10 protein-coding genes are annotated in these 14,760 nt (G+C 75.1%); 7 read left to right on the forward strand and 3 right to left on the reverse strand.

Annotated elements, in window-relative coordinates:
• Positions 1-132: 132 nt before the first annotated feature.
• Positions 133-1,737: a DUF5691 domain-containing protein gene (locus ACZ56L_RS19785; protein ID WP_471065316.1), complete on the reverse strand. Its 1,605-nt coding sequence runs from the start codon at positions 1,735-1,737 to the stop codon at positions 133-135.
• Between the two features lie 199 nt (positions 1,738-1,936).
• Entirely contained in the window at positions 1,937-3,307 is a 1,371-nt protein-coding gene (locus ACZ56L_RS19790) for an SWIM zinc finger family protein (protein ID WP_471065318.1), read from the reverse strand.
• Positions 3,308-3,436: 129 nt separating this feature from the next.
• Between ACZ56L_RS19790 and ACZ56L_RS19795 the strand changes: the two genes are divergently transcribed.
• From ACZ56L_RS19795 to sucD, 6 genes are all read left to right on the forward strand, one after another.
• On the forward strand, positions 3,437-3,886 hold the full coding sequence (locus ACZ56L_RS19795; RefSeq protein WP_345228866.1) for a hypothetical protein: 450 nt from the start codon (positions 3,437-3,439) through the stop codon (positions 3,884-3,886).
• A 140-nt stretch (positions 3,887-4,026) separates the two neighbouring features.
• Positions 4,027-5,154 (forward strand): ATP-binding protein, encoded by a 1,128-nt coding sequence (locus ACZ56L_RS19800; protein WP_401756661.1) that lies wholly within the window; start codon positions 4,027-4,029, stop codon positions 5,152-5,154.
• Positions 5,151-7,802, forward strand: a complete 2,652-nt coding sequence (locus tag ACZ56L_RS19805) for a DUF5682 family protein (protein ID WP_471065321.1) — start codon at positions 5,151-5,153, stop codon at positions 7,800-7,802. Before ACZ56L_RS19800 ends, ACZ56L_RS19805 begins: the two co-directional genes overlap by 4 nt.
• Positions 7,799-8,983, forward strand: a complete 1,185-nt coding sequence (locus ACZ56L_RS19810) for a VWA domain-containing protein (RefSeq protein ID WP_471065323.1) — start codon at positions 7,799-7,801, stop codon at positions 8,981-8,983. Before ACZ56L_RS19805 ends, ACZ56L_RS19810 begins: the two co-directional genes overlap by 4 nt.
• 250 nt (positions 8,984-9,233) lie before the next feature.
• Complete coding sequence (gene sucC / locus ACZ56L_RS19815; RefSeq protein WP_345228862.1) at positions 9,234-10,415, forward strand: ADP-forming succinate--CoA ligase subunit beta; 1,182 nt, start codon at positions 9,234-9,236, stop codon at positions 10,413-10,415.
• Positions 10,416-10,436: 21 nt separating this feature from the next.
• Entirely contained in the window at positions 10,437-11,321 is an 885-nt protein-coding gene (gene sucD, locus ACZ56L_RS19820) for a succinate--CoA ligase subunit alpha (RefSeq protein ID WP_345228861.1), read from the forward strand.
• A gap of 118 nt (positions 11,322-11,439) precedes the next feature.
• Here the strand turns inward: sucD and ACZ56L_RS19825 are convergent, their stop codons facing one another.
• Positions 11,440-12,783, reverse strand: coding sequence for a sigma factor-like helix-turn-helix DNA-binding protein (locus ACZ56L_RS19825; protein WP_471065325.1), 1,344 nt, complete (start codon positions 12,781-12,783; stop codon positions 11,440-11,442).
• A gap of 131 nt (positions 12,784-12,914) precedes the next feature.
• Between ACZ56L_RS19825 and ACZ56L_RS19830 the strand changes: the two genes are divergently transcribed.
• The gene (locus ACZ56L_RS19830) at positions 12,915-14,729 is read left to right on the forward strand and encodes a cell division protein PerM (RefSeq protein ID WP_471065327.1); all 1,815 of its coding nucleotides are present in this window, start codon (positions 12,915-12,917) and stop codon (positions 14,727-14,729) included.
• Positions 14,730-14,760 lie beyond the last annotated feature (31 nt).

The following is a 14,760-nucleotide window of genomic DNA, read 5'->3' on the forward strand; positions in this document are numbered from 1 at the left end:
GCGCTTCCCCCGGGCCCCCTGGTTTGCGCCCCGGTCCCGCCCCTTCACTGAGAGCGCTCGCCGCGCGGCTGTGCGGTGGGGCGCTCGCGCGGTTCCCCGCGCCCCTGGCGCGCTCGTGCCGATCCGCGTGGTCTACGGAGCCTCCGCCTCGCCCGAGAGTTCCCGCATCATCGCCGCGCGCAGCCGCAGGGTTCCCACCAGGCGCTGGAACGCCTCCGACCAGTAGCCCCCGGCACCCGGCGACGCGCCCTCCGACTCCGCCGGGGTCGTCGTCAGGATCTCCAAGCGGTCCGCCTCCCCGGGGTCCAGGCACCGCTCCGCCAGCCCCATCACCCCGCTGAAGCTCCACGGGTAACTCCCCGCGTCCCGCGCGATGTCCAGCGCGTCCACCACCGCCCGGCCCAGCGCCTGCGACCACGGCACCACGCACACCCCCAGCAGTTGGAACGCCTCCGACAGACCGTGCGCCGACACGAAACCGGCCACCCAGTCCGCCCGTTCCGCGTCCGGCAGCGTCGTCAGCAGCTTGGCCCGCTCGGCGAGCGACGCCGTGCCCGTTCCCGCTTCCGGCGGCACCGACGGCGCGCCGAGCAGTGCCCGTGCCCATGTCGCGTCCCCCTGCCGGATCGCCGCCCGGCACCACGCCGCGTGCAGTTCCTCGCCCCACCCGTCGGACACCGGCAGCGCGGTGATCTCCTGAGGGGTGCGGCCGTTCAGCCGGGGCGGCCAGGCGGAAAGCGGTGCGGACTCCACCAGTTGGCCCAGCCACCACGACCGTTCGCCCCGCCCGGCCGGGGGCTTGGCGACCACGCCGTCCCGCTGCATCGCGGCGTCGCACTCGTGCGGGGCCTCCACCACGATCCCGCCGAGCGTGCCCGTACGGTCCGGGCTCACGCAGGACGTGGCCCGGTCCGCCATCCGCGCGGCGAACGCGGAGGCCGGCAGCGCCGAGAGCAGCTCCGCGGCCACCGCGCGGACATTGCGGCTGCGGTCGGCGAGCGCCTGCTCCAGGAACTCCTCGTCGCCGGCGCTCAGCCCGGTCCGCAGCGAGTCCAGGAACATCAGCCGGTCCTCGGCCCGCTCGGTCGCCCAGGTGCCGGTGAGCAGGGTGAGCGCGGCGGCCGGGTCGGCGGCCCGCACCGCACCGAGCAGCCGCACGCGTTCGGCGAACAGGCCCTCCTCCCACAGCGCCCGTACGGCCTCGGCGTCCTCCAGGGCGGGGAGCACGGCCCCGCCCGAGGTCCCGCGCAGCGCGTACTTCCACTCCGGGTTGAGCCGGGCCAGCCAGAGGCCCCGCGCCCCGGCGAACTCCAGCGCCTGCGGCCGCAGATCGGTCCGGGCCCGCGCGGCGTCCAGCAGTGCGGGCAGCAGATCCTCGGGAGCCCGGTACCGGTGTCCGTTGGCGGCGGCCAGCCACTGCGGCAGCAGTTCCGTCAGGTCGGGCGTGCTGCCCCGTCGCCCACCGGACTGGGCGGGGGCCGCCCGGTCCGCCAGCAACAGGGCGAGCCTGCGCCGCGCGGGCCCGGGAAGCCGCGCCCGGCTGTCCCGCGGTGCGGGGGCGGGCAGTTCATCCGCGGCGGCGGGAGTGAGCCCGGCCCGTCGTCGCACGGTGTGCACGGCGGCGGCGTCCAGCAGCGCGGGGGCGGTCTCCGCCCCCGGGGCGGGCCGCCGGTCGGTGCCCAGGAGAGCGGCGGTGACCAGCTCTTCCCAGTGGGGCGGAGGAGCGATGGTGCTCATGGGGTTCCCTTCTCGAACGGTGTGGAGGGCTGGGGCTCGGGCAGCGCCGCAGGCGACCGAAGTACCGGGCGCGGCACGGGAGCGGGTTCCGTCCCGGCGACCCCCGCCCCGGCGGCCGGCACGAGCACCCGGCCCCGCCCTCGCCCACCCCGGAGGCCGACGCGAGCACCGGCCCGCCCCCGCCCCGCCCCGAAATGCCTCACAGCAGCGGTATCGGCTCGCCGGTGCCCGAAGCCCCCCACGCCGCCAAGGGCTGGAAGCCCTGGTGCCCGCACTCCCCGAAGACGGCCACCGGCCCCCCGCCGGAGAGGGCCGCCAGCTTCCACAGCCCGGGTCTTCCCACCGCCCCCCGGGCGACCGGCAGCGCTGCCTTCCCGTCCGCGTCGGCCAGTTGCCACCCCTCGCCCACCGGCACCGGAACCACCCCGTCCAGCGTCACCGGCACGGACTCCAGCCACGGGTCCTCGCGCAGCGCCCGCCCGTACTCCTCCAGTGCCTCCCGCACCCCGGCCCCCCGCGGCAGCGCACCCCCCTCGTACGGCGCCCCGAACCGCTCCCCGAGCGTGGCCCGCAACTGCCCCGCCCCGCCGTGCGGCAGCACCTCCGCGTCGACGGCGAGGCCCACGGGCAGTGAGATCTCCGGCGCGCGCCCCGCCGCCCCGAAGGACAGCACCAGCACCGTGCGGCCCGTGTCCCGGCCGTACAGCCAGATGCGGCGGGTGGTGACCTTGCCGTCGGACTGGTCGTACTGGGCGAGGACCAGCCAACTGTCGCGGACCGCGGGTCCGGCCGGCGCGGACGGCAGGCCGACCCTCGTCCGTACCGTCGCCGCCAGGGCGTCGGGCAGCCGGTCGCGGCCCAGCCAGGCCGCGTCGAGCAGGTGCAGCAGCGCGCACTCCTCCAGCAGCCGTCCCGGCCAGTCCGGTCCCGAGGCCGGTATCGCGCCCAACTCCCGCACCCGGGCCGCGAGCCCCGGGGCCTGGGCGTCCACCATCCGCGCGGCCGTCTCCTCCCAGTACCCGTGCCCCTCCCGCTCCGCCGAGGCCAGACCCTCGCGCAGCAGGTCCGTGAGCCGCTGCTCCAGCTCGGCGGCGCCCGACTCGATCCGGGCGGCCCGGCGTTCGGCCCGTCGCCGGGCCGCCTCCGGGTCGGCGGTCCTCTCCGCGGAGGCGCCGCCCGGCTCCGCCGGCACCCCCTCCTGCCGCGCCCCGGCGCGCTCCCGGCGGGCCCGCAGCCACTCCCCGGCCCACCCGGCGGGCTCCGCGCCGGCCGTCACGACCGGGTCCTCGGCCGCCCAGAGCAGCAGCAGCCCCAGCGCGTGCTTGCAGGGGGACTTCCGGCTCGGGCAACTGCACTGGGAGGCCGGGGCCGGGCCCGCCAGATCCACCACCGTGCGGTACGGCCTGCTGCCGCTGCCCTCGCACAGGCCCCACAGCGCCCCCGCGCCGTCGCAGCCCGCGTCCGACCACGGCCCGGCCGTCCCGAGCCTGCTTCCCGCTTCGCGCGAAGCGACGTCAGGAGCCAGTGCCAGCACCTGATCCGCCGTCCGGCGCACCCCCAGCTGATTCATGTCCCCGACGGTAGAGGCCCCCACTGACAATCGCTCTGACCTGCGATTCCACTGAGGACCGGCTTGACTTTACCCTCCCTTTGCGATGTGGTGCGGTCTCCAGCACCAGCCAAACCGGGGGTCCTCGCGATGAACCGCACAGCCCGCACCGCCCTTTGCGCCGCCGCCGTCACCGGCCTCGTCCTCGGCCTCGGCGCCTGCTCCGAGGTGAAGGAGGCCGCCAAGTCAGCCGCCTCCGAGGGCTCGGACAAGGCCGTCGACCAGGTCGACAAGGCCGTCAACGAGACCTACGAGGTCACCTACGAGGTCACGGGCAAGGACATCGAGTCCATCGAGTTCCACGCGGGCGGCGGCACTGCCCTGGAGCCCAAGCTGGAATCGGTGAAGAAGCCGGCCTCGCCGTGGACGAAGACCGTCACGCTGAAGGGGATCATGCCGGCGAACGTCACTCCGATCTCCGTCACCGGCCTCGCCGACCTGAAGTGCAAGGTCACGCACAAGGGCAAGGTCCTCGCCGAGGCGTCGGGCGAGAAGGCCATGGCGGGCGGCTGCATCGCCGCCTCGCCGGTCGCGGGGTAGCCGCCGGACACGGCCGCCCCGCCGGTCGTGAAATAGCCGCCGCAACACCTCAATCGGCGGTCTGACCTGCGCGGACGCTTGATTGTCAGTGGCATGGTGCACCGTGGGAACCACATCCGGGAAATCTGGAGGGGGATTCCATGACCACGCCTGCCACCGACTTCGACTCCGCCGCGGGGGCGGACGCCGCAGCGGTCCTGCGGCCGCACGCGGAGGACGCGTTCGCGCACGAGCTGAAGGCGCTGGCCGCGGCCGACGACCGGCCGCGGCCCACCCGCTGGAGGCTCTCGCCGTGGGCCGTCGCCACCTACCTCCTCGGCGGCACGCTGCCCGACGGCACGGTCATCACCCCCAAGTACGTGGGCCCGCGCCGGATCGTCGAGGTCGCCGTCACCACGCTGGCCACCGACCGCGCCCTGCTCCTCCTCGGCGTCCCGGGCACGGCCAAGACCTGGGTCTCCGAGCACCTGGCCGCCGCCGTCAGCGGCGACTCCACCCTGCTCGTCCAGGGCACGGCGGGCACCCCCGAAGAGGCCGTCCGGTACGGGTGGAACTACGCCCGGCTGCTCGCCCACGGCCCCAGCCGCGAGGCCCTGGTGCCCAGCCCCGTCATGCGGGCCATGGCCGAGGGCATGACCGCCCGCGTCGAGGAGCTGACCCGCATCCCGGCGGACGTCCAGGACACCCTGATCACGATCCTGTCGGAGAAGACCCTGCCGATACCGGAGCTGGGCCAAGAGTGCCAGGCCGTCTCCGGGTTCAACCTCATCGCCACCGCCAACGACCGGGACCGGGGCGTCAACGACCTCTCCAGCGCGCTGCGCCGCCGGTTCAACACGGTCGTGCTGCCGCTGCCCGCCACCCCCGAGGAAGAGGTCGACATCGTCTCCCGGCGGGTCGACCAGTTGGGCCGCTCCCTGGACCTGCCCGGCGGCACGGACGCCGTCGACGAGATCCGCCGCGTGGTCACCGTCTTCCGCGAGCTGCGTTCCGGCGTCACGGCCGACGGGCGCACCAAGCTGAAGTCGCCGTCGGGGACCCTGTCCACGGCCGAGGCGATCTCCGTGGTCACGGGCGGCCTCGCCCTCGCCGCCCACTTCGGCGACGGCGTGCTGCGCTCCGGTGACGTCGCCGCCGGAGTCCTCGGCGCGGTCGTCCGCGACCCGGCGGCGGACCGGGTCATCTGGCAGGAGTACCTGGAGACGGTCGTGCGCGAGCGCGACGGCTGGAAGGACTTCTACCGCGCCTGCCGCGAGGCGGGCGCATGACGCCCCCCGCGGCCGTCGCCGCCGCGCCGGACGCCGCCGGCCCCGTGCCCCGCGTCACGGACACGCCGTCCGCGTCGGCCGCCGCCCCCGTTCCGCGCGGGCCCTGGCTGCTCGGGGTGCGGCATCACGGGCCCGGCTCGGCGCGTGCCGTACGGGACGCGCTCGACGCGGCGCGGCCCCGGGCCGTACTGATCGAGGGCCCGCCGGAGGCCGACGCACTGCTGCCGCTCGCCGCCGACCCGCAGATGCGGCCGCCGGTCGCGCTGCTCGCACACGTCACGGACGACCCCGGCCGGGCGTCGTTCTGGCCGTTCGCCGCGTTCTCCCCGGAGTGGGTCGCCGTCCGCTGGGCCCTGGACCACGGGGCGCGGGTCCGCTTCATCGACCTCCCCGCCGCGCACTCGCTGGCCGCGCGGGAGCAGAGCGCCGCACAGGGGGGAACGGAGCAGGGGGACGGCCCCGGCCCCGAAACCGGCCCCGGAGCCGCCGGTGGCATCGACGCCCTCGCCGTCGACCCGCTCGCCGTGCTCGCCGAGGCCGCCGGGTACGACGACCCCGAGCGCTGGTGGGAGGACGTCGTGGAGCACCGCGGCGCCCGGGGGACCGGCCCCCTCGCCCCGTTGGCCCCGTTCGAGGCGCTCGCCGAGGCGATGGGGGCGCTCCGCGAGGAGTACGGGCACGGCGGACACGCCCGCGACCTGGTCCGTGAGGCGTACATGCGCATCCAGCTCCGCACCGCCAGAAAGGAGTTCGGGGACGAGGTCGCCGTCGTCTGCGGCGCCTGGCACGTGCCCGCGCTCGCCGGGAAGCCCCCGACGCTCACCGCCGACCGCGCCCTCCTCAAGGGCCTGCCCAAGGTCAGGGCCGAGCTGACCTGGGTGCCCTGGACGCACCGCAGACTCGCCCGGCACAGCGGGTACGGGGCGGGCATCGACTCGCCGGGCTGGTACGGGCATCTGTTCGGCGCGCCGGACCGGCCCGTCGCGCGCTGGATGACCAAGGTCGCGGGCCTGCTGCGGGACGAGGACCGCCTCGTCTCCTCCGCCCACGTCATCGAGGCCGTCCGGCTCGCCGAGGCCCTCGCCGCGATGCGCGGCCGGCCGCTCGCCGGGCTCACCGAGACGACCGACGCGATCCGGGCCGTGCTGTGCGACGGCTCCGACGTGCCGCTCTCGCTCGTGCGGGACCGGCTGATCGTCGGCGACGTCCTCGGCGAAGTGCCGGACAGCGCCCCCGTCGTCCCCCTGCAACGCGACCTCACCCGGCGGCAGCGCACCCTGCGGCTGAAACCGGAAGCAGCCGAGCGGGAGCTGGAGCTCGACCTGCGCAAGGACACCGACGCCGCCCGCAGCCGCCTCCTGCACCGGCTGCGCCTGCTCGGCGTCGGCTGGGGCGAACCGGCCGAATTCCGGGGCAGCACCGGCACCTTCCGCGAGGGCTGGCGGCTGCGCTGGGACCCCGAGCTGTCGGTGAAGGTCGCCGAGGCCGGCATCTGGGGCACCACCGTCCTGGCCGCGGCCACCGCGAAAGCGGAGTCCGAGGCCGGGCGGGCCACCGCGCTCTCCGCCGTCACCGCCCTCGCCGAACAGTGCCTGCTGGCCGAACTGCCCGACGCCCTCCCGGTGGTGATGAACGCCCTCGCCGACCGCGCCGCCCTGGACAGCGACGTCGGCCACCTCGCCCAGGCCCTTCCCGCGCTCGCCCGCACCCTGCGCTACGGCGACGTGCGCGGCACCGACACCACCGCCCTCGCCGAGGTCGCGGCCGGCCTCACGATGCGGATCTGCGTCGGACTGCCGCCGGCCTGCACCGGCCTGGACGACGACGGCGCCGCCGCGATGCGCGGCCACCTCGACGCCGTGCACACCTCCGTCGGCCTGCTGACCCGGTCACCCGACGGCACCGGCCCGCGCACCGCGCCCGCCCCGCACGCAGCCCGCGACCCGCTCGACGCACACGCAGCCCACGACCCACGCGATGCCCACGGCCCGCACCACGCCCACGACCCGCACCACGCCCACGACCCGCACCACGCCCACGACCCGCACGCAGCCCGCCGCCCGCACCACGCCCACGACCCGCACGACCTGACCGGCCGCTGGGCGAGGGCCCTGCGCGCCCTCGCCGACCGGGACACCGTCGCGGGCGTCCTCCGCGGCCGCGCCGTACGCCTCCTCCTGGACGACGGACGCCTCGACGAGGACGCCGTCGCCCGCCTGATGGGCCTCGCCCTCTCACCCGGCGCCCCGCCCGCCGACGCGGCCGCCTGGATCGAGGGCTTCGTCGGCGGCGCGTCCGGCTCGGGCATGCTCCTGGTCCACGACGCACGCCTCCTGGGACTGCTCGACTCCTGGCTCACCGAAGTCCCCGCGGACGCCTTCACCGACGTACTGCCGCTGCTGCGCCGGACGTTCTCGGCGTACGAACCAGGAGTGCGCCGCACCCTCGGCGAACTGGTCCGCCGCGGCCCGGCCCCGCCCGGCGGCACCCCGCCGGCGCCCGGCGGGCCCGCCGAAGCAGGGGTCCCCGGCTTCGGCCCCGCCCTCGACCCCACCCGAGCCGACGCCGTACTGCCCCTGCTGCACCTGCTGCTCGGCACCCCACCCGCACCGGAGAACCACGACCCGACGGAGGTGTCCCCGCGATGACCACGACCCCGGACCCGCCCCGCCCAGCGGCCGAGGAGCGGCTGCGGCGCTGGCGGATGGTGCTCGGCGGGGAGTCCGCCGACGGCACCGGCCACCGGCTCTCCGGGCAGGACGCCGCCATGGACGGCGCCCTCGCCGCCCTCTACGGCCGCAAGGACCCCGCCGCCGGGCGAGACGGCCGCACCGGCGACCGGGGCGCCGGGCTGGGGGCCTCCGCGCCGTCCGTCGCGCGCTGGCTCGGGGACATCCGCACGTACTTCCCCAGCTCCGTCGTGCAGGTCATGCAGCGCGACGCCATCGAGCGGCTCGGGCTCGCCGGGCTGCTCCTGGAGCCGGAGATGCTGGAGGCCGTCGAAGCCGACGTCCACCTCGTCGGCACCCTCCTCTCCCTCCACAAGGCCATGCCCGAGACGACCAGGGAGACCGCCCGCGCCGTCGTCCGCAAGGTCGTCGAGGACCTGGAGCGGCGCCTCGCCGCCCGCACCCGCGCCACCCTCACCGGCGCCCTCGACCGCAGCGTCCGCGTCCACCGCCCCCGGCACCGCGACATCGACTGGGACCGCACGATCCGCGCCAACCTCAAGAACTACCTGCCGGAGCACGGCACGATCGTCCCCGAACGGCTGATCGGTCACGGACGCGCCTCCCGGGCCGTGCAGAAGGAGGTCGTGCTCTGCGTCGACCAGTCCGGCTCGATGGCCGCCTCCGTCGTCCACGCCTCCGTCTTCGGGGCGGTGCTCGCCTCAATGCGGTCGATCCGGACCCGGCTCGTCGTGTTCGACACGGCGGTCGTCGACCTCACCGACCAGTTGGACGACCCCGTCGACATCCTCTTCGGCACGCAGCTCGGCGGCGGCACCGACATCAACCGGGCGCTCGCGTACTGCCAGTCGCGGATCACCCGGCCCGCCGACACCGTCGTCGTGCTGATCAGCGACCTGTACGAGGGCGGCATCCGCCACGAGATGCTCAAGCGGGTCGCCGCGATGCAGGCCTCCGGCGTGCAGTTCGTCACCCTGCTCGCCCTCTCCGACGAGGGAGCCCCCGCCCACGACCGCGAGCACGCCGCCGCGCTCGCCGCCCTCGGCGTCCCCGCCTTCGCCTGCACTCCGGACCTCTTCCCCGAGATCATGGCGGCGGCGATCGAAAAGCGGCCCCTGCCGATACCGGAGGCCGCATGATCGGACACTCAGTGACACCGGTCATGGTCATCGGCGGCACTCTGTGACAGGTATCACCGTTCAGGTGCGACCTGCGATTTAGGGACCTACGTCCCTCGGGGATAACCTGCGAGACGGACATGCCGCGTACCGGACACCGTGTACGCCTCCCTTGTGACAGCGCCGTCACGTTGCCTTCGCGGCACGCCCATCGCATTGAACGCAACGCGATCACCAGAACCCGCGATCTTCAGAAAAGGGACGGACGCGCGTGGACCTGTTCGAGTACCAGGCGAGGGACCTCTTCGCCAAGCACGGTGTACCGGTGCTGGCCGGTGAAGTCATCGACACGCCTGAGGCGGCGCGCGAAGCCACCGAGCGACTGGGCGGCAAGTCGGTCGTCAAGGCGCAGGTGAAGGTCGGCGGCCGCGGCAAGGCCGGTGGCGTCAAGCTGGCCGGCGACGCCGACGAGGCGGTGGCCCGCGCCACCGACATCCTCGGCATGGACATCAAGGGCCACACGGTCCACAAGGTGATGATCGCCGAGCTGTCCCCCGAGATCGAGGCCGAGTACTACGTCTCGTACCTCCTCGACCGCACCAACCGCACCTTCCTGGCCATGGCCTCGGTGCAGGGCGGCATGGACATCGAGGAGGTCGCGGAGAAGACCCCCGAGGCCCTCGCGAAGGTCCCGGTCAACGCCGTGGACGGCGTCGACATCGAGAAGGCCCGCGAGATCGTGGCCCTCGCGAAGTTCCCGGCCGACGTGGCCGAGGGCGTCGCCGAGGCCCTGGTGACGCTGTGGGACACCTTCGTCGCCGAGGACGCCCTCCTCGTCGAGGTGAACCCGCTGGTCAAGACCAAGGACGGCCGCATCCTGGCCCTCGACGGCAAGGTCTCGCTGGACGAGAACGCCGACTTCCGCCAGGCCGACCACGAGGCGCTGGAGGACAAGGACGCAGCCAACCCGCTCGAGGCTGCCGCCAAGGCCAAGAACCTCAACTACGTCAAGCTCGACGGCGAGGTCGGCATCATCGGCAACGGCGCGGGTCTCGTGATGAGCACCCTCGACGTGGTCGCGTACGCCGGTGAGAACCACGGCAACGTCAAGCCCGCCAACTTCCTGGACATCGGCGGCGGCGCCTCCGCCGAGGTCATGGCGAACGGCCTGGAGATCATCCTCGGCGACCCGGACGTCAAGTCCGTGTTCGTCAACGTCTTCGGTGGCATCACCGCCTGCGACGAGGTCGCCAACGGCATCGTCCAGGCCCTGGAACTCCTGAAGACCAAGGGCGAGGAAGTCACCAAGCCCCTCGTTGTCCGTCTCGACGGCAACAACGCCGAGCTGGGTCGCAAGATCCTCTCGGACGCCAACCACCCGCTCGTGCAGCGCGTGGACACCATGGACGGCGCGGCCGACAAGGCCGCCGAGCTCGCCGCGGCTGCGAAGTAAGGAAGAGGGACTCCAAACACCATGGCTATCTTCCTCACCAAGGACAGCAAGGTCATCGTCCAGGGCATGACCGGTGCCACGGGCATGAAGCACACCAAGCTCATGCTCGGCGACGGCACCAACATCGTCGGCGGCGTGAACCCGCGCAAGGCCGGCACGTCCGTCGACTTCGACGGCACCGAGGTCCCCGTCTTCGGCTCCGTCAAGGAGGCCATGGAGAAGACGGGCGCGGACGTCTCCGTCCTCTTCGTGCCGCCGGCCTTCGCCAAGGCCGCCGTCGTCGAGGCCATCGACGCGGAGATCCCCCTCGCCGTCGTCATCACCGAGGGCATCGCCGTCCACGACTCGGCCGCCTTCTGGGCGTACGCGACGGCCAAGGGCAACAAGACCCGCATCATCGGCCCGAACTGCCCCGGCCTCATCACCCCGGGCCAGTCCAACGCCGGCATCATCCCGGGCGACATCACCAAGCCCGGCAAGATCGGCCTGGTCTCGAAGTCCGGCACGCTGACGTACCAGATGATGTACGAGCTCCGTGACATCGGCTTCACCTCCGCCGTCGGCATCGGTGGCGACCCGGTCATCGGCACCACGCACATCGACGCCCTCGCGGCGTTCGAGGCGGACCCGGAGACCGAGCTCATCGTCATGATCGGCGAGATCGGCGGCGACGCCGAGGAGCGCGCGGCCGACTACATCGCGAAGAACGTGACCAAGCCGGTCGTCGGCTACGTCGCGGGCTTCACCGCCCCCGAGGGCAAGACGATGGGTCACGCCGGCGCGATCGTGTCGGGCTCGTCCGGCACCGCCCAGGCGAAGAAGGAGGCCCTTGAGGCCGCCGGCGTCAAGGTCGGCAAGACGCCGACCGAGACGGCGAAGCTGGCGCGCGCGATCCTCGCGGGCTGAGTTCCCGGCTTCCGGCACGGCTGTTGATACCGGCTGCGGCCGGTGACACGGCTGTCGCCACGCGAAAGGCCCGCACCCCCGACGGGGGGTGCGGGCCTTTCGCGTCGCCCGGCGGCGGTCAGCGGCCCTGCGGGACCAGGCGTTGCGGGCCGTTGTCCGGGTCGGCGCGGAGCTTGGCGCGGAGCTGCTCGTCCTGGAGGTCCAGGTGCTGGGGACCGCCCAGGACGGGGACGCCGCCGACCCGCGCGCCCGGCGGGACCGGGGCCTCGTACCGGGTCGGCGCCGTGGTCAGGGTGAAACTCGTCGCGCCGATGATCAACGTGGTGAACGCGATGGCCGCCCGCGTCCAGAAGCGGGTCGTGCGCTCGCTCCTGGTGCGGACCGTGCGGCCGGTCGGCAGGGCGTGCACGGGCTGGGCGGCAGCCAGGGCGCTGAGACGTTCCTGCAGGAGGGCGGACTGCTCGGCGGGGCTGCGGGTCCCGCCCAGTTCCGGGACTCTCCGGGCGACGACCGCGCGGGCGTGCTCCAGGCGGTGGGCGGCGGCGGGGGTGGTGGCCTCGGTCTCGGCGGCGGTCTCGGGGAGGTCGAGGCCGAGGCCGTCGTAGAGGACGAGGGTGCGGCGGTAGGCGGGCGGGAGTTCGAGGAGGGCCTCCAGGAGGGCGTGCGACGCGGGGTCCGCGCTCTCCGTTCGCGGGGCCGGCGAGGGGTTGACGCGCAGGTGGGACGGGCGGAAGCGGTGCCAGGGGGACAGCGCGTACTCGTACGCCGCCGCCCGGACCCAGCCCGCCGGGTCGCGGTCCGTGGCGACCTCGGGCCAGCGCTGCCAGGCGAGCTGGAAGGCGCGCTCGACGGTCTCCTGGGAGAGGCGGTGGCGGCCGGTGAGGAGGTAGGCCTGGCGCAGGAGGGAGGGGGCGGTGCGCGAGTAGAGGTGGTCGAAGGCTTCGCAGGGGGTGCGGTGGGAGGGCTCGACGACGGCGACGGCTTCGGAGCGGGAAGGTCTTTCGCGTGTCGTACGGGGACGGAGACGCTTCCGGGAGGGGCCGGGCTCGGGTGCGGCGAGCGCCGGGAGGGCCGGGGCCGGAACCGGGGCCGTGCCGGGCTTGGCCTGGGCGGAGGGTTCGGCTCCGCCGGGGGCTGCCCCCTTGCCCGCCCCCTTGGGGCGGCGGCCCCGTCGCCCCAGCGGGCCTGCGGAATCGGGGCGGGCCCGTCGGTCGGGGCCGGGGGCGGCTCGGCCGTGGAGGGCGGGTTCGGTGGTGAGGAGGCGGACGTAGAGGTCACGTTTGCGGCCGCGGGGGGAGGTGCGGCCGAGCTCCCAGGAGCGGACCGTTTCGCGGGTGACACCCACGATCTCCGCCACCTGCGCCTGTGACAGCGCCTTCGCCTCGCGCAGCCTGAGGCGTTCCTTCGGGGACGGCAGGTCGACGGCGGGGGCGGCGGGGGCGGTCCCGGTGGTCCTGGTCATCGGCGGACCACCCTCCCCGGAGTTCCCGTAGCAGCACGGTGGGCGAAAAAGTACATAAAAGTATATTGGGCGACACGTCGGCCATTCTCCCGTTACGCGAAGTTGGCGCGTGTCGTGGGCAGCATGGCCGGGTGAACCCGAATCCAGTGACCGAGCAGCCGTTGCCGCAGGCCCCGCACCACGAGGGCCCGGAGCGCACGGGACATCAGGGGCAGCAGGGGCAGTGGGAGCAGCAGGAACCGCGGCCCCGGCCGACGGACGCGGCGAAGAGTCCGCGGGCCGTCTGGGCGGCCTGCGTGGTGCGGGGCGCGCTCGCCGCCGGGCTGGGGCTCGGGACGTTCGCGGTGCTGGCGATGGTGCTGTGGATCAGTTCGCCGTACCCGGACGCGGGGGCCGGTGCCGCGCTGCGCGTCGCCGCCGGGCTCTGGCTGCTCGCCCACGGGGCGGACCTCGTGCGGCACGACACGCTCGACGCCGTCGCCGCGCCCGTCGGGCTGACCCCGCTGCTGTGCTCGGTGCTGCCACTGTGGCTGGCCCACCGCACCGCGCGGGACGCCTGCGAGGAGGACGGCGAGGACGGGGCGACACGGAGCGCCGCGTCCCGGTGGCAGGCGTTCGGAGGCGTGACGCTCGGATACCTGCTGGTGGGAGCGCTGGCGGCGGCGCACGCGGCCGGTGGTCCGCTGCCCGCGACGGCCGGCAGCACGGCACTGCACCTGCCGCTCGTGGTGGGGGCCGCCACCGCTGCCGGGGTGTGGCGGGCGTACGGACGGCCGCGCGGACCGCTGCCGCACTGGGTTCCGGGGGGCGTGCGGCGCGCACTTACGCCCCCCCGGCTCACGGTGGCGGCGCGCGCGGCGGGCGCGGGGGTCGCGGTGCTGGTGGGCGGCGGCGCCCTGCTCGTCGGGATTTCGCTGGGGTGGCACGCGGATCTCGCCCAGGAGACCTTCGTGCGGCTCGCGGGGGAGTGGTCGGGACGCGTCGGGGTGCTGCTGCTCGCCCTCGCACTCGCCCCGAACGCGGCGGTGTGGGGCGCGTGTTACGGCCTCGGGGCGGGCTTCGAGGCGGGCGCGGGCGCGACGGTCGCCCCGCTGGCCGCAGCGGGGACGGGTGCGGTGCCGCCCTTCCCGCTGCTGGCCGCACTGCCCGGCGAAGGCCGCGGGACGGCGCTCAACTGGGCGGCCGCGGGGGTGCCGTTGGCCGCCGCCGTGGTGGTCGCGTGGATGGTCGTACGGGTGGCCGCGCCCGTCTGTGCCGTACGGGAGGAGGCCTGGGGGCGGCGGCGGACGGCCGGGGCGGTGGCCCTGGCGGGCGGGGCGTGCGGGGCGCTGACGGCGGTGCTCGCGGCGGCGTCGGGCGGGCCGCTCGGGGTGGGCCGGCTGGCGGAGTTCGGGCCGGTGGGGTGGGCGGCGGGCCTGGCGGCGGCGGGGTGGGTGGTGCTGGTGGGGGTGCCGGCGGCGCTGGGGATGAGGGCCTGGCGGCTGCGGGAAAGGGCGGGGTGGCGAAGGCCCCCGGCCGTGCTTCCGGCCGCGGACGCGGCTCCGACGCCGACGGCGGTTCCGGCGGCGGGTCCGACGCCGGCAGTGGTTCCGGTTCCGGCGGCGGGTCCGATTCCGGCGGTGGTTCCGACTCCGGCGACGCGGCACCCCGGTGTCTCCGCGCAGGCGGCCTCCCTGCCCGCGCCCTCCGGGCCCGCGGGCCCCTGGCCCCCGGCCCCCGAACACGCACCCCCCGTACCAGCCGTCCCGTCCTCCACGCCCCCGGCGCGGGCCGCCTACGCGTCCGGGCCCCCCGGCACAGCCGTGCGCTCGTCGCCCGAACACGGCTCCCGGCACGACAGCGGGGCGCGTGACGTGCGGTGGGCCGCGCTGCGGGAGGGGTCCGGGGGGATCGCGGCGGAGGTGCGGGACGAGGGGGAGGAGCCGCCGCCCGCCCCCGGCGGATGACGGTTCCTCCCCCTCCCTTGCCCGAACCCCG

This window comes from Streptomyces sp. NPDC039736 (genome assembly GCF_055596485.1).

Coding starts and splice junctions, on each gene's coding strand:
- ACZ56L_RS19785 (WP_471065316.1), bottom strand. CDS start 1,737: ATGAGCACCATCGCTCCTCCGCCCCACTGGGAAGAGCTGGTCACCGCC.
- ACZ56L_RS19790 (WP_471065318.1), bottom strand. CDS start 3,307: ATGAATCAGCTGGGGGTGCGCCGGACGGCGGATCAGGTGCTGGCACTG.
- ACZ56L_RS19795 (WP_345228866.1), top strand. CDS start 3,437: ATGAACCGCACAGCCCGCACCGCCCTTTGCGCCGCCGCCGTCACCGGC.
- ACZ56L_RS19800 (WP_401756661.1), top strand. CDS start 4,027: ATGACCACGCCTGCCACCGACTTCGACTCCGCCGCGGGGGCGGACGCC.
- ACZ56L_RS19805 (WP_471065321.1), top strand. CDS start 5,151: ATGACGCCCCCCGCGGCCGTCGCCGCCGCGCCGGACGCCGCCGGCCCC.
- ACZ56L_RS19810 (WP_471065323.1), top strand. CDS start 7,799: ATGACCACGACCCCGGACCCGCCCCGCCCAGCGGCCGAGGAGCGGCTG.
- sucD (WP_345228861.1), top strand. CDS start 10,437: ATGGCTATCTTCCTCACCAAGGACAGCAAGGTCATCGTCCAGGGCATG.
- ACZ56L_RS19825 (WP_471065325.1), bottom strand. CDS start 12,783: ATGACCAGGACCACCGGGACCGCCCCCGCCGCCCCCGCCGTCGACCTG.